This window comes from Aquabacterium sp. (genome assembly GCF_036273115.1).
Classification (GTDB): domain Bacteria; phylum Pseudomonadota; class Gammaproteobacteria; order Burkholderiales; family Burkholderiaceae_C; genus Aquabacterium.
The window spans coordinates 175,995-193,644 of record NZ_DASUIN010000023.1; the positions used below are offsets into that span (position 1 = coordinate 175,995).

15 protein-coding genes are annotated in these 17,650 nt (G+C 62.6%); 8 read left to right on the plus strand and 7 right to left on the minus strand.

The window, feature by feature from the left end; all coding sequences use genetic code 11:
• Positions 1-4 precede the first annotated feature (4 nt).
• The 3 genes from VFW72_RS09775 to gspG are packed head-to-tail and all read right to left on the minus strand — an operon-like array spanning position 5 to position 3,046.
• Complete coding sequence (locus VFW72_RS09775; protein WP_329674100.1) at positions 5-1,576, minus strand: GspE/PulE family protein; 1,572 nt, start codon at positions 1,574-1,576, stop codon at positions 5-7.
• Positions 1,573-2,628, minus strand: coding sequence for a type II secretion system F family protein (locus tag VFW72_RS09780; protein ID WP_329674101.1), 1,056 nt, complete (start codon positions 2,626-2,628; stop codon positions 1,573-1,575). The genes VFW72_RS09775 and VFW72_RS09780 overlap by 4 nt, the downstream gene beginning before the upstream one ends.
• Positions 2,597-3,046: a type II secretion system major pseudopilin GspG gene (gspG, locus tag VFW72_RS09785; protein WP_329674102.1), complete on the minus strand. Its 450-nt coding sequence runs from the start codon at positions 3,044-3,046 to the stop codon at positions 2,597-2,599. The genes VFW72_RS09780 and gspG overlap by 32 nt, the downstream gene beginning before the upstream one ends.
• Before the next feature lie 136 nt (positions 3,047-3,182).
• Between gspG and VFW72_RS09790 the strand changes: the two genes are divergently transcribed.
• The 5 genes from VFW72_RS09790 to VFW72_RS09810 are packed head-to-tail and all read left to right on the plus strand — an operon-like array spanning position 3,183 to position 8,531.
• Positions 3,183-3,818, plus strand: a complete 636-nt coding sequence (locus VFW72_RS09790) for a YqiA/YcfP family alpha/beta fold hydrolase (RefSeq protein ID WP_329674103.1) — start codon at positions 3,183-3,185, stop codon at positions 3,816-3,818.
• 41 nt (positions 3,819-3,859) lie between these two features.
• Positions 3,860-5,920, plus strand: a complete 2,061-nt coding sequence (locus VFW72_RS09795) for a ribonuclease catalytic domain-containing protein (RefSeq protein WP_329674104.1) — start codon at positions 3,860-3,862, stop codon at positions 5,918-5,920.
• A 13-nt stretch (positions 5,921-5,933) separates the two neighbouring features.
• Positions 5,934-6,833: an energy transducer TonB gene (locus tag VFW72_RS09800; protein ID WP_329674105.1), complete on the plus strand. Its 900-nt coding sequence runs from the start codon at positions 5,934-5,936 to the stop codon at positions 6,831-6,833.
• 28 nt (positions 6,834-6,861) lie between these two features.
• On the plus strand, positions 6,862-7,719 hold the full coding sequence (gene aroE, locus VFW72_RS09805) for a shikimate dehydrogenase (RefSeq protein ID WP_329674106.1): 858 nt from the start codon (positions 6,862-6,864) through the stop codon (positions 7,717-7,719).
• The gene (locus tag VFW72_RS09810; protein ID WP_329674107.1) at positions 7,719-8,531 is read left to right on the plus strand and encodes a transglycosylase domain-containing protein; all 813 of its coding nucleotides are present in this window, start codon (positions 7,719-7,721) and stop codon (positions 8,529-8,531) included. Before aroE ends, VFW72_RS09810 begins: the two co-directional genes overlap by 1 nt.
• A gap of 6 nt (positions 8,532-8,537) precedes the next feature.
• On the opposite strand, the gene VFW72_RS09815 is transcribed toward VFW72_RS09810, so the two are convergent.
• Entirely contained in the window at positions 8,538-9,752 is a 1,215-nt protein-coding gene (locus VFW72_RS09815) for an alkane 1-monooxygenase (protein WP_329674108.1), read from the minus strand.
• Positions 9,753-9,963: 211 nt separating this feature from the next.
• On the opposite strand from VFW72_RS09815, the gene VFW72_RS09820 reads away from it, so the two are divergent.
• Complete coding sequence (locus tag VFW72_RS09820) at positions 9,964-10,905, plus strand: AraC family transcriptional regulator (protein WP_329674109.1); 942 nt, start codon at positions 9,964-9,966, stop codon at positions 10,903-10,905.
• On the opposite strand, the gene VFW72_RS09825 is transcribed toward VFW72_RS09820, so the two are convergent.
• The gene (locus VFW72_RS09825; RefSeq protein ID WP_329674110.1) at positions 10,893-12,149 is read right to left on the minus strand and encodes a hypothetical protein; all 1,257 of its coding nucleotides are present in this window, start codon (positions 12,147-12,149) and stop codon (positions 10,893-10,895) included. The two genes, VFW72_RS09820 and VFW72_RS09825, sit on opposite strands and share 13 nt — an antisense overlap.
• Positions 12,150-12,182: 33 nt before the next feature.
• Here VFW72_RS09825 and VFW72_RS09830 point away from each other — a divergent pair, with 33 nt between their 5' ends.
• On the plus strand, positions 12,183-12,362 hold the full coding sequence (locus VFW72_RS09830; RefSeq protein ID WP_329674111.1) for a hypothetical protein: 180 nt from the start codon (positions 12,183-12,185) through the stop codon (positions 12,360-12,362).
• Positions 12,363-12,368: 6 nt separating this feature from the next.
• On the opposite strand, the gene VFW72_RS09835 is transcribed toward VFW72_RS09830, so the two are convergent.
• Together VFW72_RS09835 and VFW72_RS09840 are read right to left on the minus strand one after the other, a co-directional pair.
• The gene (locus VFW72_RS09835; RefSeq protein WP_329674112.1) at positions 12,369-13,913 is read right to left on the minus strand and encodes a DEAD/DEAH box helicase; all 1,545 of its coding nucleotides are present in this window, start codon (positions 13,911-13,913) and stop codon (positions 12,369-12,371) included.
• 57 nt (positions 13,914-13,970) lie between these two features.
• The gene (locus tag VFW72_RS09840; protein ID WP_329674113.1) at positions 13,971-15,071 is read right to left on the minus strand and encodes an aminoglycoside phosphotransferase family protein; all 1,101 of its coding nucleotides are present in this window, start codon (positions 15,069-15,071) and stop codon (positions 13,971-13,973) included.
• A 100-nt stretch (positions 15,072-15,171) separates the two neighbouring features.
• Between VFW72_RS09840 and VFW72_RS09845 the strand changes: the two genes are divergently transcribed.
• Positions 15,172-17,646, plus strand: coding sequence for an LPS-assembly protein LptD (locus tag VFW72_RS09845; RefSeq protein WP_329674114.1), 2,475 nt, complete (start codon positions 15,172-15,174; stop codon positions 17,644-17,646).
• The last annotated feature ends 4 nt before the right edge of the window (positions 17,647-17,650 follow it).

The following is a 17,650-nucleotide window of genomic DNA, read 5'->3' on the forward strand; positions in this document are numbered from 1 at the left end:
ATCGTCATTCGGCCAAGGTCACCCGGTTGAGTTCTTCCAGCGAGGTCTCGCCACGCATGGCACAAGCCAGCGCCGATTCGCGCAACAGCCGGGTGCCGCTGGCACGCGCATGTGCCTTGATGCGAATGAGCGAGGCGCGCGACACGATCAGATCGCGCAGGGTGTCGTCCATCAACAAGATTTCCGCCACCGCTTTGCGGCCACGGTAGCCCGTGCCACGGCAATGCGTGCACCCCACCGGCCGCATGAAGCGCCCTTGGGTGTCGAGCGACAACATCGCGGCCTTGAGATCGTGGGGCTGCGGCTGCCAGGGCTGTGCGCAATGCGAACACAAACGCCGAATCAGGCGCTGAGCCACCACGCCGTTGAGCGCCGACACCATGTTGTACAGGTCGACCCCCATGTGCATGAAGCGCCCCACCACGTCGAACACGTTGTTGGCGTGGATGGTGGACAAGACCAGGTGCCCCGTCAGCGCTGCCTGCGAAGCAATTTGCGCGGTTTCGGCATCGCGAATTTCACCCACCATCACTCGGTCTGGGTCATGACGCAAGATGCTGCGCAAGCCGCGCGCAAAGGTCAGCCCCTTCTTGTCATTCACGGGAATCTGTACCACGCCCGGCAACTGATACTCCACCGGATCTTCGATCGTGATGATCTTGTCGCGACCATCGTTGATCTCCTGCACCACCGCATACAAGGTGGTGGTCTTGCCGCTGCCCGTGGGGCCTGTGACCAGCAACATGCCATACGGCTTGCCGGCCAGTCGCCGCACCACGGCGCTGTCTTCCGCATCGAAGCCCAGGCCTTCCAGGCTCAAGGCCTGCGCCTCGTCCGACAAGCGGCTGCGATCCAGAATGCGCAGGACCGCGTCTTCGCCGTAGCTGGACGGCATGATGGAGACGCGGAAGTCCACATCGCGCGTGCCACTGTCTGCGCTTTGCTGAACCCGCAGCTTGAAGCGGCCGTCTTGCGGCAGGCGTCGCTCGCCAATGTCCAGCTCGGCCATGACTTTCAGGCGCGACACCAATTGCTCTGCCAACTCGCGACTGCCAATTTCATCGACTTGCACCATCACGCCATCGAGCCGGTGGCGCACCACCATGCCCTGCGGAGTGGACTCCATGTGCAGGTCACTGGCTTGCGCTTTGAGTGCATCAAACAAGGTGGCGTCCAGCAACTTGACCACCGGGCTGCTTTGACGGCTGATGGTGTCCACCGACAAGGCCTGCGCCACAGCGGCATCGGCCTCGTCCTCGCCCACTGAAGCCAGCTGCACCAAGGCGCCACGCGCTTCGAAAGACTGCTCCCCACGGGCCAACCAGGTCTGCAGCTCGGCCTCCGAGACCGCCTGCCACAGCAGGGCCCGGCCCAAGCGGCGCTCCACTGCTTCGCGCAAGCGGACATCGTCAACCGCCGGCGTCAGCCCCGCCAGTTGGCCCAAGGCATTGCCCGCCACGACCACGCGCAGGCGCATGGCCTGATCCAGCGGCCAGCGTCGCCAGTCAGGCGCCCAGGCCTCAGCCCCATCCTGCATGGCATCAGGCAGGGCGACAGGTTGCAGCACCGCGCTCATTGAATCTGCTCCGCCACCTGAAAGATGGGCAGGTACATCAGCACCACAATGCCGCCAATGAGCACGCCCATGATCAACATCAGCGCCGGGCTGATGACCTTGCCGATCCACTCGGTGAAGCGGGCGACTTCCTCGTCATAGAACGTGGAGGCGCGCTCCAGCATGGGGCCCAGCTCGCCCGTTTGCTCACCCACGCGGATCATGCGCAGCGACACCGGCGTGGTGAGCGCTTGCTGTTGCAAGCTGTCAGACAGGCGCGAGCCTTCTCGCACCAGGCTCGTGGCGCGTGTCAAACCGGGGCGCAAGCTGGCGCCCACCAGTTCAAACGAGGCCTCCAGGGCAGGCACCACCGCCACCCCCGCCTGCAACAACAAGCCCAGGGTGCGATACAAGGCGGCCAACTCAACCAGGCGCAAGCGAGGCCCCAGCACGGGCAGGGTCCACAACCGCGCCAGCACCGCCGAACGCACCGCAGGCGTGCGCCAAGCGCCCACCAGCGCGGCCACGATCAGCCCCATGGCAGCCAGCACCCACCACGGGTGATCGCCCACGCCCTTGCCCACTTTCAGCAGCAAGCCTGACAGCCATGGCAGCTCGCCACCCATGCCTTCGTAAATGTCGGCAAAGCGTGGCACCACGAACACCGTCAGGAAACTGATGACCAGGAAACTGGCCCCGATCAAGATGGCAGGATAGATGGCGGCACTGACGAGTTTGTCGCGCAGGCCGCCCAACCAGGCCAGATAGGCTGCATGCTGGCGCAGCGCCAAGGCTGTCTGCCCGGTACGCTGACTGGCTTCAATCGAAGCCACCAGCAAGGGGCTGAACGCCGCCGGCACCATGCGCATGGCCTGCGACAGCGTCTTGCCTTCCGACAAGGCCTGGGTCAGGCAGGCCAGCACCGCAGCGGTGTCGGCAGAAGCCTCTTTCTCGCGCAAGGTCTGCAGGGACTCGTACAGAGGGATGCCGGCATCCAGCAGCACCGCCAGCTCCTGACAGAACAGCCGACGCGGGAAGGCCTTACCAGTTGGTGATGTCCTGGTCTTCACCATCGCCCCCTTCTCGGCCATCCTTGCCCAGGGAATACAGATCGAAGTCGCCATGCTCGCCGGGCGACTTGTAGACGTAGTCGCGCCCCCATGGGTCTTTGGGCGGCGCTTTGCGCAAGTAGGGCCCCCACCAACGGGTTTCGTCAGCTGGCTTGGTCCACAGGGCCATCAAGCCTTGCTCGTTACCAGGGTAATGACCGGTATCGAGTCGGTACTGATCCAGCGCTTTCGACAGGGCATCGATCTGTGCGGCCGCGGCCTTCACTTCCGACTTGCCAATTTGCGAGAAGAAGCGAGGCCCGACATAGCCCGCCAGCAAGCCGATGATGACCAGCACCACCAGCAGTTCCAGCAAGGTAAAGCCTTTTTGAGGGACGAGTTCAACCCGCACCCTGTTTCGGGGCGCTGAGACCATGTTCATCTTGGGAGATCCTTCTTGTGCCGCAGCACCTGCCCGACACGACAGCCATGATCCTATTGGGCTATTGCTGACAGCTTTGTGACAAGGTCAACGCTTCACAGACAATGCCCTCATCTGCATGTTGCTTCGCACTGTCATGACCCCGTCGCAATCCCCGCTCACGCACCTCCTGTATCTGCACGGCTTTCGCTCATCGCCGCGATCGAACAAGGCGCAGCAAATGGCCCGAACCATTGCCCGTCTGCAAACGCCCGATCGCCCCATTCAATGGGCCTGCCCGCAACTGCCCCCGTCACCCCAGCAAACCTTGACGGAACTGCTGGCACTGACAGCCGATTGGCCGCACGACCAGATGGCGGTAATTGGCTCGTCGCTCGGCGGCTTCTACGCCACCGTGCTGGGCGAAAAGCTAGGCTGCCGTGTCGCCGTCATCAACCCTGCCGTGCAACCGGCGCGCGACCTGGCTCGCTACATTGGCGAACAAACCAGTTACCACGACCCGGCCGACCGCTTTTTCTTCCGCCCCGAGTTCATTGGCGAATTCGAGGCCATGGCGCCCTACCCGATCACCCAGCCGCAGCGCTACTGGGCCCTGATCGCCAAAGGCGACGAGGTTCTGAACTGGGAGGAAATGGTGGCCCACTACCCCGGCGTTGAACTGCACCTGCTGGAAGGCAGCGACCATGCCGTGAGCGATTTCGAGCAGCATCAAGACCGGCTGCTGCATTTTTTGGGCTTGCCCACAAATCCGGATGGTGAAACGGCCCGCTGATGGGACAATCGCGGTCTGACGAATCCAACCGCTCCTGATTGATGTTTGCTCTGTTCGATGATGCTGGCAAGTTCCTCGCCGGCCGCGTGATGTCTGAAGCCGATAGTTCGATGCAGATCGAACTGGACTCGGGCAAGCGCGTCAAGGTGAAAGCCGCCAACGTGCTGATCAAGTTCGCCAAGCCCGCCCCTGCCGAGGTGCTGGCCCAAGGCGCGGCCCAGGCGGCCGACATCGATCTGGATCTGATCTGGGAAGTGGCCCCCGAAGAAGAATTCAGCTTCGACGAACTGGCGCGTGAATACTTCAGCGCCAACGCCGATGCCATTCAACAGGCCGCCATGCTGATGCGCCTGTTCGACACCCCGCACTACTTCCACCGCCGGGGCAAGGGTCGCTTCAAGAAGGCCCCCGAAGACATTCTCAAGCAGGCCCTGGTGGCCATTGAGCGCAAGAAACAGCAGGCCTTGCAAATTGCCCAGTGGGCACAGGAACTGGCGGCCGGCACCTGCCCCGCCCCCATCAAGGAACAGCTCTACAAGATCCTGTTCAAGCCCGACAAGAACGGGCCCGAGTACAAGGCCGTGGTCGAGGCCGCCAAGGTGTCGCAACGCGCCCCGCTGGACCTGCTGAAAGACGCAGGCGCCATCGACAGCCCCTACCAGTTCCACTTCAAGCGCTTCCTGTTCGAGCACTTCCCCAAGGGCACCGGCTTCCCGGCGCTGGAAGCCCCTCCGATCAAAGACGAGCTCAGTGTGGCCGCTGTGCGGGCCTTCTCGATCGACGATTCCATGACCACGGAAATCGACGACGCCCTGTCGGTGCAAGGACTGGGCACCGGCACCGTGGTGTTTGGTGTGCACATTGCCGCACCCGGCCTGGCCATTCAACCCGGCTCGCCGGTGGACGCTGTGGGCCGTGCGCGCATGTCGACCGTCTACATGCCTGGCCACAAGATCACCATGCTGCCCGACGAGGTGGTGCAGACCTACACCCTGCTGGAAGGGCGTGACTGCCCAGCGGTGTCGCTGTACGTGACCTTCGATGAAGCCACCCTGGAAGTCAAGGCCACCGAGTCGCGCGTCGAGCGTGTGCCCATTGCCGCCAACCTGCGTCACGACCAGCTCGATGGCGTCATCACCGAAGCCAGCCTGACCGGCGGCGCACCGGCCGACTACCCCTTCGCCACCGAACTGGCTTTCGCGTTCCGCCTGGCCAAACACCTGAAGGCCAAACGCGAAGAGGTCCGCGGCAAACCCGAAACGTTCAATCGCCCCGACTACACCTTCAAGCTGCTGGGCCCCAATGGTGAGAACACCATGAGCGACGGCATCGAGCCCAAGGGCGCGGAGCAGGTGCTCATCGGCACCCGCCAGCGCGGCGCCCCGCTTGACCTGATCGTGGCCGAAGCCATGATTCTGGCCAACAGCACCTGGGGTGGCTGGCTGGCCGAGCTGGGTGTGCCCGGCATTTACCGCAGCCAGGCCAGCCTGCAACCGGGCATCAAGGTGCGCATGGGCACCAAGGCCCTGCCCCATGCCGGCATGGGCGTGGCGCAATACACCTGGGCCACGTCGCCGCTGCGCCGCTATGTGGATCTGGTCAACCAGTGGCAAATCGTGGCCTGCATCAAGAATGGCCGCACCGCCGCCCTGGCAGCGCACTTCAAGCCCAAAGACGCCGACCTGTTTTCCATCATCTCGAATTTCGATGGGGCCTACAGCGCGTACAACGCCTTCCAGTCGAGCATGGAGCGTTACTGGACCTTGCGCTACCTGAGCCAGCAAGCCATCACCGAACTCGACTGTGCCGTCATGATGAATGGCCTGGTCCGCGCCGACACCCTGCCCCTGGTCTTCAAAGCCCTGGGCTGCGACAGCCTGCCTCGCCACACCAAGGTGCGGGTGCGCATCACGGGCATCGATGAACTGACCCTGGACGTCCATGCCAGCCTGGTCGCCCGCCTGGATGAAGCCACACCCGCAGATCAGGGTGATTCAGAAGGCGCCGAAGACGATGAGGTGCTGGACAATGCAGGACCATTGACGCTGGCCATCGACGTGAAAGACGCCGACGCCCCGGCCCCCGATACCGCCTCATCCTGAAGCCGCCGCACCCATGCTGCAAAAACTGCGAACCACCTTCAGCAAGCTGACCCTGCTGCACAAAACCCTGGCCATCTCCGTGGGCATCCACGCTGCCTTGCTGGGGTTCCGGTTCGTGGACCCCGAAGGCTTCAACCGCACCTTCAAAGACACCCCTCTCGAGGTGATTCTGGTCAACTCCGGGGGCGATCAGGCGCCAGAAAAGCCGCAGGCTCTGGCGCAGCAGAACCTGGCCGGCGGGGGCGAGTCAGACAAGAAGAACGAGCGCGCCACCTCGCCCTTCAAACCCTCTGACGAAACCGAAGTGGGCGATGCCCTGGAGCAGACCGCCCGCATGATTGAAGAGATGCAGCAAGAGCAGCAACAGATGCTGGCTCAACTGAAGAAGGAACTCTCTGCGCTGCCTCCGCCTGACCCTCGCCAGAAAGCCGAGACGCAGCAAGCCCAGGCCGAAGAAGAGCGTCGTCGCCAATTGACCAAGCTGATTGGCGAAATCGACAAACGCATCAACGACCAGAACTCGCGGCCCAAGAAGCGCTATCTCAGCCCCGCCACACTGAAATCGGTTGACGCGCTGTACTACAACCAGTTCCGCACCGTGGTGGAACGCGCCGGCACCACCCACTTTCCCACCGACAACCGCGGGCAAAAGCTCTATGGCGAACTCGTGATGGAAGTGTGGATCAACCAGATGGGCCAGATCCTGGACGCGATCGTGACGGTGCCTTCGCGCAACCCGACACTCGACAAGCGCGCCCAGGCCATCGTGAAGAACTCTGGCCCCTTCCCACCCGTGCCGACGGATGTCATGGCCGGTAAGGACGTGTTGCTGATTTCCTCTCGCTTCAAGTTCACGCGCGAGGCAGGCGTCTCGGCCTCCACCGAGGCCACCGCCCCCAGCACCCAGCCCTGACCTTCGGCTCGCTCTAGATTTCCGCCCCATGCAAGCAGACCGCTACGCCGTTGCCGGCAACCCGGTTGAACACAGCCGTTCGCCCGTCATTCACAGCCTGTTCGCTCAGTCCACCGGCCAAGCCATCGACTATGGCCGACTGCTGTGCCCGCTCGATGCGTTCAAGGCCACGGTACAAGCCTTTGCCGCCGAAGGGGCCAAAGGCTGCAATGTGACCGTGCCCTTCAAGTTCGAAGCCTTCGAGATGGCGCCCCACCGCTCCGCTCGCGCGGAGCTGGCCCAAGCCGCCAACACCCTGCGCTTTGACGCGCAGGGCTGGTTCGCCGACAACACCGACGGCGTGGGTCTGGTGCGCGACATCACCGTGCATGCCGGCGTGCCCTTGGCGGGTCAGCGGGTGCTGTTGCTGGGTGCGGGTGGGGCCAGTGCGGGCGTGCTGGGCCCCTTGATCGAAGCGCGTCCGGCTGAAATCGTCATGGCCAACCGCACCATGGAAAAGGCTCAGGCGATTGTCGAGCGCCACACCCCATGGGCGCGCCAGCACGGCGTCGCGCTCAGTGCCCGCCCCCTGGACAACCCAGGGCAAGGCTTTGACGTGTTCATCAATGGCACAGCCGCCAGCCTGTCGGGTAGCGGCATTCCCGTGGGCCCGCAGGTGCTGCGCCCCGGCACCCTCGCGCTCGACATGATGTACGGCCCTGCCGCCGAAGCCTTTCTGCAATGGGCACGCGAACACGGTGCCGTCGGTCGCGATGGTCTGGGCATGTTGGTGGAACAAGCCGCTGAAAGCTTTTTCATCTGGCGCGGCGTGCGCCCAGACACCGCCCCGGTGCTGGCCCACATGCGCGCCCTGGTCGATCAACCCAAAGCCTCGCCTGCAGCCTGATGGCCTCCGCCGTTCGACACCCCTGGCGCCTGGTCGGCGCCATCGCCGTCAGTGCCCTGTCCCTGCAGTTGTACTTTGCTGGGCGAATCGCCTTGATGAACGTGCTGGACCCGCAATCGACGACCTTCCAGCGCAGCGAAGCGCGTCGACTGGTCGGCGAGCAAGGCCGCATTCTCTGGAGCCAGGAATGGGTCGCGGGCGATCAGATCTCCGACAACCTGCGCCGCGCCGTGATTGCCAGCGAAGACGCCAACTTTGTCGATCACAACGGGGTGGAGTGGGATGCCCTGCAGAATGCCTGGCGCAAGAACAGCGCCGCGCAAGCGAAGGCCGACAAAATCAAGGCCCAAGCCCAAGCCCGCTATGAGCGCGTCGTCGAACGCGCCAAGAAGCGCGGTCGCCCTGTTCCGCCTCCGCCCTCTGCGGTGACGCAACCCACCGCGAAAATCATTGGCGGCTCGACCATCACGCAACAACTGGCCAAGAACCTGTTCCTGAGCAGCGAACGCCAGATGTTCCGCAAGGCGCAGGAACTGGTCATCACATTCATGCTGGAAGGCCTGCTGAGCAAAGACCGCATCCTCACCATCTACCTCAACAACGTGGAATGGGGCGAAGGTGTATTTGGTGCGCAGGCGGCCGCTCGGCACTATTTCCGCACCGATGCCAGCCGCCTGTCGGCCTATCAGGCCGCCCGTCTGGCTGTCATGCTGCCCGCCCCCAAACGGTTTGAGAAAACCCCGGGCTCAGGCTACCTGACAGGCCGTGCCGCCACCATCGCGGCTCGCATGGGCGGCGCCGAGATTCCTTGAACCGACTCAAGCTGCACGAGCTGAGACGCCCGCTTGCTCGACAAACGACTGCTGCACCTGTTTGGCATAGTCGCCGTACTGACGCAGCAAGGCCTGGCGGCGTGGCTCATACACATGGATGCGCGAAAAGTCGCCGCGGTAGTGCTGAATCAAACGCTTGTCCATCACCTTGAACCACAGGGGCGGCACGTACGCCAACAGCACCATGGCGGCATAGCCTGAGGGCAGTTGTGGCGCCTCTTCAAAGTGGCGCAAGGCCTGATATTTGCGCGCCGGATGCGCGTGGTGATCGGAATGCCGCTGCAGGTGATACAGGAACACATTGGTGACGATGTGATTGCTGTTCCACGAGTGCTCAGGCAGGCAGCGCTCATAGCGACCGGCAGCCACCTGGCGTCGCAAGAGGCCATAGTGCTCAAGGTAGTTCACCACCTCCAGCAAAGAAAAGCCGTACACCGCCTGCACCACCAGGAAGGGCAGCACCTTCGGCCCCATCCAGGCGACCATGCCCCCGAACAAGACCGCCGTCATCGCCCACGACTGCAGGTTCTCGTTGTGCACGCTCCAGACTGAACGCCCCTGCCGCGCCAGACGCTCAGCCTCCAGCTGCCAGGCCGAGCGAATGCCACCCAGCACCGAACGAGGCAAGAAGGTCCAGAACCATTCCCCCATGCGAGAGGTGGCCGGGTCCAGCGGCGTCGACACGTTCTTGTGGTGGCCGCGGTTGTGCTCGACATAGAAGTGCCCATACCCCGTCTGGGCCAGACACACGCGCGCCAACCAACGGTCGAACTTGGCCTTCTTGTGGCCCAGTTCGTGCCCGGTATTGATACCAAAGCCGCCCACAATGCCCACCCCGATCATCAGCCCCAGCATGTCGTGCCAGGCCAGATCCATGGTGCCCGCCAGGTAGCAGCCCCCCACAAACACCGCATACTGAATCGGCGCGAACGCATACAAGATCCAGCTGTAGTAACGATCGTTCTCGAGATCGGGCACCAGACTCTCTGGCGGGTTCTCCTTGTCCTCACCCAGCAGCCAGTCCATCAAAGGAATGACGCCGTAGAAGAACACGAACAGCGCCCACATGCCTGCCGCCGACTGGAACTGCCAGATCGACCACAGACCCACGGCAGCCAGAGCCGGCACCGCCATGCCCAACTGCCAGACATAGCGCTTGTTGTCGGTCCAGGGCGGGGTGCTCACCAAGTTTTGACTCATTTCAGGTCTCCAATTTCTTCTTCAATACAACCAGTCCGCACGCTCCTTCGAATGCGCGCGACTCGATGCACTCAGTGTCGGCCCATCACCCCTTTTTGAGAATCGCCGCGAAACCGCACCACTTGCGCCAAACGCCGAAGCTGATTCGGGTTCAACCCTAGGTACAGCTCAGCTATTCGGACACCCGCCTGCCGTGCGAAGCTTGGCCTCCATGGACAGTCTCAGCCTCATCCTGGATGGGATGCATTTCAACGGCGTCGTGTTCACCTACACGGACATGACCGCACCCTGGTGCTGGCAACTGGCCACGCCTGGGCTGGCCTGCTTTCACATCGTCACGCATGGCAGAGCCTGGCTGATGCGTGAGCAAGAGCCCCCTCTGCTGATCGAAGCCGGTGATCTGGTGGTGCTGCCAGCGGGCACGCCCCACCAGGTCAAAGACAAACCGCAAAGCACGGCCACCCCGATCGACCTGTTGCCGTTCATGGACCTGACCGAAACCACGCCCGTGCGGCAACAAGGCGGGGGAACCGCTTGCAAGTTGATCAGTGGGCATGCGCGCTTCGACATCGACATGGCCGCCCCCTTGATTGCCGCGCTGCCATCCATCATGGTGGTGCGAGCCAGCGGCAACGCCCCGCCGCTGTGGCTGGCGCTGGGCATCCAGTTTCTCGAACAGGAAATTGCCTCGGTGCGCCCCGCCCAACAGGCCATCCTCAACCGCGTGGGCGACATCATGCTGATGGAGTGCCTGCGCGATCACGTCGAATCGGTTCCCGAAGGCACGGGCAACTGGCTGGCCGCACTGAAGGACAAGGCCCTGTCCTCGGCGCTGGCTGGCATACACCAGCGCCCCGATCACAACTGGACCGTGCCAGAACTGGCGCAACTGGCCTGCTTGTCGCGCTCTGCCTTTGCCGATCGCTTCAGCCAGACCTTGGGCGAACCGCCGCTGACTTACCTGACACGACACCGAATGCGCCTGGCAGCACGCCAGCTGCGCTGCAGCCCCCTGTCTTTGAGCAAGATCGCCGAACAAGTCGGCTACTCTTCAGAGGCTGCGTTCAGCCATGCGTTCAAGCGGGAGTATGGGGAGGCGCCGTCGGTGTGGCGGCAGCAGAACCGCCTCCATGACAGCGTTCAGTCGACTTGATGGCTCGGAACCAATCGTCCGGAATCGTCGATGCGCACCACGGTCGCGCCAGACGGAGCCCTCTCGCCAGATCGGAGCCAGACGGTGTTTTTGCTCACATGAGCAAAAACGGTGGACAGATCACGCTTGGACCCCAGAAAGCCATACAAAGCCGGAGGGAAAGGGGCGTCCTCGATGTAGATCGGCGCATTGTGCGACCCGGCTTTCTCTAACTCGCTGGAGATGTTGGTCATGAACACGCGGGCTTGCAGGCTGTTAGGGAAGCGGGCTGGCGCACGCTCGGCAACCACCCAGGCAGACCCCAGCGCATAGACAGCGACGAGCGACCAGGCCATGACAGCGCGGGGCCCCTCGATCGCACGCATGCTGCGGCTGGCGTAGAAAAACAGGAACGCAACGAAAGGCGCCAGCAGGAAAAGATCGTCGACCAAATAGCGCCCGGCGGCCTCCACCAGCACCCACGGCCCCCGCCCCTTGACCAGAAGCAGGTTGGAAAAATAGGCAAGCACGACCGCAATGAGCAGTGGCAGCCAGGTCTTGGGATGACGCCAGACCACCCAACCAAGGACCAACGCCAGCAGCCCAAACCAATAGTGCTTGGCCCACACACCGAAATTGACAAAAAACAGGGCCAGGAAAAATCGTTCAACCGAGAGCCACGCGATCTTGGCAAAGTCCAGGCGACTCAGCCCGAAATCTGGCCGCAACACCCCTGAGCTGGCCAACTGGTAATAAACCACGGCCCCCAGAACGATCACAACTGCAGGCAATAGCACCGGGATCATCTCGCGCTTGATGCGTGACTCTCGCGCACAAAGCACCACCTCGCAGCCCAACACCATCAACAGGATCAAAATGGCCTTGGAATAGAACCCGAAGCTCAAAACCAGCGACACCAGAAAGATGGCGCCATATCGCCATCGGGGAGACTCTCTGTATTTCACATACCCGTAAAAACAGAGTGCGCACCAGAACATGAAGGGAACCCGATGCAATGCGGCACTCCACCACATCGTGACGTTCACCCAAGCCTGATTGAGCAGCACCAGCGCGACCGTCATGGCAGCGACGTTGGCCCCAACCAAGGGCCGCAAACCGGCAAAGAGGACGCCCCCAGCCGCGGCCAGCACCAGCAGCAGAAGAGTCACCGCCAAATTGAAATTCAAGCCAAAGGCATGAAAAAACAGGTAGCTGGATAACTGGTGAAGCGGTGCCAGATGCACGTCAATGGGGGTGAGGGCCATGGCCCAGGCCCCCCGCGTGAACGCCTCGCTGACATGGTCAAAATCATCGGAAATGAAATGACCATGCTGGACGGTAAATCCATACAGAAACAAGAAATACGCCGCAACCAGTGCAGCGCACCCCATCACGAATCCATTTTGCGATCTGGCAAACATATCAACGCATTAACGCTCAACGATGCGGCCGCCTTTGGCTACCGCACCGCCGGGTGACCCAGGTCACCGACGAACCGTCCCCGACCCACCCAGCAGGGTCGCGACTTTGCGTTTGGGCTTGATGAAGCGGGACAAGCCCGCGCCAGTCGATGTGGGCGTGTTTGTGGCGGCGCTTTCCTTCTTCTCCCAAGTCGGCTCGGCGTTGGGGTCGGCCTCGTAAGGCTTGTCAAAGAAGGGGTCAGCGGGCTGACTGCGGCGAGGCGCCGCAGCGCGGGCCGGGCGTTCTGCGCGTTCGCCGCGCTCTTCGACACCAGCCAAATCCCGGGACTCACGTCGGTAGCTGTCGCGCTCACCGCGCTCGCCACGGTCACTGCGCTGACGTCGCTCCAGCTCAAAGGTCTCGACATCGGGCTTTTTCTTGATCAGCTTTTCGATGTCGCCCATCAGGCGCGCATCGGCGCCCGTGACCAGGGACACGGCCAGGCCGCTGGCACCCGCGCGGCCGGTACGGCCGATGCGGTGCACGTAGTCTTCCGCATTGAAGGGGATGTCGTAGTTGAACACCGCCGGCAGCGCCGCGATATCGATACCGCGCGCCGCCACGTCGGTGGCCACCAGCAGGTCCACTTCGCCGCGCTTGAAGGCATCCAGGGCCTTGATGCGCTCATCTTGCGACTTGTCGCCATGCAGGGCGGCGGTACGCAGGCCGTCACGCTCGAAAGTGCGGGCCAGGCGCGAGGCACCCAGCTTGGAGTTCACAAAAACAATGGACTGCTTGATGTCACGGTCGCGCAGGATCTGGCGGATCACATGGCGCTTATCATCGTCTTCGACACGATAGAAGCGCTGCTCGACGTTGGTCGCCGTCTGGTTCGGACGAGCCACCTCGACCAACACCGGGTCTTGCAGGTAGCTTTGCGCCAGCTTCTTGATCTCGGGCGAGAAGGTCGCCGAAAACAGCAGGGTCTGGCGCGTCTTGGGCAGGTAGCTCAGGATGCGCTGCAGATCCGGCAGGAAGCCGATGTCGAGCATGCGGTCGGCTTCGTCGAGCACCACGTACTCGACCTGCGAGAGATTGCAGTTCTTCGCTTCGATATGGTCCAGCAAGCGGCCTGGCGTGGCAATCAACACCTCGACGCCGGCCTTCAACTCGACCGTCTGCTCTTTCATGTTCATGCCGCCAAACACCACCGCCGAGCGCAAATTGCACTTGCTGGCGTAGGTTTTGACGTTGTCGGCCACCTGAATGGCCAACTCGCGCGTGGGCGCCAGGACAATGGCACGCACCGGGTGTCGCGCCGGCGACATGCTGGCGTTCTCGTGCTTCATCATTTTCTGAAGCAACGGAATCGAGAAGGCTGCGGTCTTGCCGGTGCCGGTCTGAGCCGCGCCCATGACGTCGCGCCCCGCTAGAACCAAGGGGATGGCCTTGGCCTGGATCGGCGTCATCGTGGGGTAAGTGATGGCGCTGAGGATCTTGGGATCCAGGGGCAGCGTGTCGAACCGGGCCGGGGCCGGTGCAGGAGCGTCTGCGGACGCAACAGGGTCAGCCAGAGTGGCCGGCGTGTTGGCGGAAGAAATGGCCGCCTCAGAGGTATTTGAATTCATCGGTTGCGGATTATCCGCTCGTTGCTGCATTTTTGCGCAGATTTATTCAGGGTCTTTTCAGAAGGTGTAACCGACTTGCGTCCGGATACCCCCATGTTCCGCCTCGGCTCGCTCCAGCAAACGCGCCAGAGGGCCCAGCCCCTGGTAGCGCGAGCAAACCCGATGGGCATAGGTCCAGACACGTGGGATGTCATCCAGATAGCCACGCTTGCCATCGCGCAACGCCAGGCGAGCAAAGATGCCCAACACCTTCAGGTGGCGCTGCAAGCCCATCCACTCGAAATCACGCCAGAACTCGCCAAAGTCCTCCGGCACGGGCAACCCCGCCTTGCGAGCCTTCTCCCAGAACCGAACGGCGTAATCGATCTGAACCTCTTCGTCCCACATCACATAGGCGTCGCGCAGCAGCGAGACGAGGTCATAAGTGGCCGCCCCAAATACCGCATCCTGAAAATCAATCACACCGGGCCGCGCAGTCGGATCAGCCGGGTCGACCATCAAGTTGCGGCTGTGATAGTCACGGTGCACCAGCACTTGCGGCTGGCCGAGCACCTGGGCTTTGATCAGGGCAAAAGTTTGCGCCAGCATGACCTGATCCTGGTCGCTCAGAGTGAGCCCTCGCAATTGCGTCAAGTACCACTGGGGCAGCAAGTCCATTTCCCGCTGCAGCAAGGCGTCGTCATACGGCGGCACCTGACCCTGAGCGGCGACTTGCTGAATGCGGATCAACTCGTCCAAGGCGGCGTTGTAGCGAGCCCGGTTGCCGGCATCGTAGGGCGCCTCGACGTTCAAGGTCGACAGCAAGGTACTGGCGCCCAGGTCGCTGATCAGCATGAATCCTTGGGCATCATCCCAGGACAGGATGTGTGGCACGGCCACACCGCCCGACTCGAGCAGGCGGGCCACCGACACGAAAGGCCGGCAATCTTCATGCTGAGGGGGGGCATCCATGATGATGAGTGAGCCCTTGTCTCCCCCTTCCACGCGGAAATAGCGGCGGAAACTGGCATCGGCGCTCGCCGATCGAACGGTGTCAGGCTGCAGCCCGTGCTCGCTGGCCTGCGCTTGCAACCACGCGTGGAAGGCACGCTCGCGTGCAGGATCGGCCCAGACAATGGAAGCGGGGGCGCTGGAAGAAGAGGTCGAGTCAGATGACATGGGCAAAACCGGAATGAGCGGCCCGCGAAGCCGCATGAAATAATGCGGCGATTTTAGGCAAGGCTGAGCGCGTTCTTCGAATTTGTCGCCAGGCCCCTCCGTGACGCTCTCTGCCACCGTGATCCGCACCCCTCACCGCCCCTTAGTTGACTGGACCCCAACCGCCAAGGCCGCAGGCCTGCTCGTGCTGGCTTTGTCGACCTCGTTGCCGACCCATGGGCAGGACCAGGGGGGCACTCGCCCGGGCTTCACCGTCCCGACGCCATCCCACAATGGCGGGCTGCCGCTGTATTTCGAGGCAGACAAGCTCGAAGGCGCCACGGGCGACCAGACCCGCGCGTCGGGCTCGGTTCGGCTCAAGCAAGGCGACATGACCTTGCGGGCCGACGAACTGGTGCACACCCAAAGCGACAACACCGCCAAGGCAACCGGCAACGTCAAAGTCTTGCGTCAGGGCAACCGGTTCGAAGGCCCTCAACTGCGGCTGGCCCTGGACACGCTCGAGGGTGAATTCGTGCGGCCTACTTACTGGTTCTCTCGTGTCAAAGCCGGTGGGCGCGCCGATCTGATCGAGTTCCATGGCTCCAACCACCTGGTCGCCAACCGCGCCACCTACACAAGCTGCACCCCCGAAAACACGCTCGACCCGGCCCAATTTGACCCGGCCTGGGAGCTGGTGACCAGCAAGGTCGACCTCAACTTCGAGACCAACGAAGGGCGAGCCGAAAACGCGGTCGTCTGGTTCAAGAACGTGCCGATTCTGGCTGCGCCGGTTCTGACCTTCCCGCTCAATGACCAGCGCAAATCCGGGTGGCTGCCGCCCAGCTTCGATGTGGACAACCGCAGCGGTTTCGAGTTTTCCATTCCGTACTACTGGAATATCGCCCCCAACTACGATGCCACGCTGACGCCCACCTTGGCGGTACGACGCGGCACGGGGCTGGACACCGAGTTCCGCTATTTGCTGCCGACCGACACTGGTACCGTTCACACCTATGCGCTGCCCGACGATCAATTGACCGGCAAGAACCGCGGCATGATCGATTTGCGCCACACAGGCAAGGTGAACTGGAACCCGTCAGGCCAGTTCATCACGAGCTACGACCTGCGTTGGCGAAGGGCCTCGGATGACGATTTCTGGAAAGATTTCCCACGCAACCTGCCCTCGACGACCCCTCGGCTTTATGACAGCCACCTGAATGTCGAACATCAGCTCAACTCTCGCAGCTGGGGGCTGGGTGCCAGCCAGAACACGCTCTATGCGAACGTGCAGGATTGGCAGACCCTGAAAGACCTGGACCCCGAAGCAGACGCAGCGCTCAGCGAGGTCACGGCTCCGTATGGCCGCCGACGCGTCGGATTCAACAGTCGCCTGAGCGACACCGCTGGTGTGGCATGGCATGCCCAAACCGAACTCAGCCAGTTCACCAACCCCGACCCGGCCAAAATCACTGGCAATCGCCTGCACCTGACGGGCAGCGTGGACAAGATGTTTGGCTCGCCCATGGGCGTGATGCTGCAACCGCGCTTGAGCGTGAACGCTGCCAGCTACGATCTCAACGCCAGCCCTTCAACGGCAGCCAGACGCCTGTCAAAAGTCATTCCCACGTTCAGCCTGGACTCGTCTGCTGTTTTCGAGCGCCCTGTGCACCTCTTCAAGCAGGACCTGATTCAGACACTGGAGCCGCGCATTCGCTACGTCCGCACCCCCTATGTGGACCAATCCGACAACCCGCTGTTTGACAGCGCCCCGCGCTCGTTCAACCAGTACTCGATGTACAACGAGAACGCGTTCACCGGCGTCGACCGCATCTCGGACGCCAACCAGGTCACCCTGGGGGTGAACAGCCGCATGCTCAACCCAGACAATGGCGCCGAGCTGATGAACGTGGCTGTGGTACAGAAGGTTCTTTTCTCGGACCAGCGCATCAACCCAGATGGGCCCGACCCCATCACCCAGCGCCTGTCTGACATCCAGTTGCAAGGCGCCACCTACGTGATTCCGAACTGGGCGCTGGACGGGGCACTGCAACTCAGTGCCATGAAACACCGCACTGAGCGAGGCGTGTTCGGCGCACGTTATTCGCCGGGCCCGTTCAAAACGATCGGCCTGTCTTATCTGTACGCCCGCAACAGCAGTGAGCTCGTTTCCCTGGGGTGGCAGTGGCCGATTGCCGGCACGTCCACATCATTGACGCAAATGCTCAAGGATGCCCTGGCGGCGTCCCCTGGCAGCTCGACCGAGGCCTCGACCCCAGGCTCATCCTGCGGCGGCACCTGGTACGCCGTCGGGCGCGTGAACTACAGCATGCTCGACAAGAAGGTGCCCAACTCGCTGCTGGGCATCGAATACGATGCCGGCTGCTGGATTGGCCGCGTGGTCTCCGAACGGGTGTCCGTGGGCCGCAAGACCAACTCCCGCATCATGTTCCAGCTGGAACTGGTGGGGCTGTCTCGCATTGGCTCCAGCCCGCTGCGCGCCTTGAGAGAGAATGTGCCCGGATACCGACTGCTGCGCGAACCCAATAGCCTGCTGTCACCTCAGGGCTCACAGCCCGCCTTCACCGATGATTGATGTG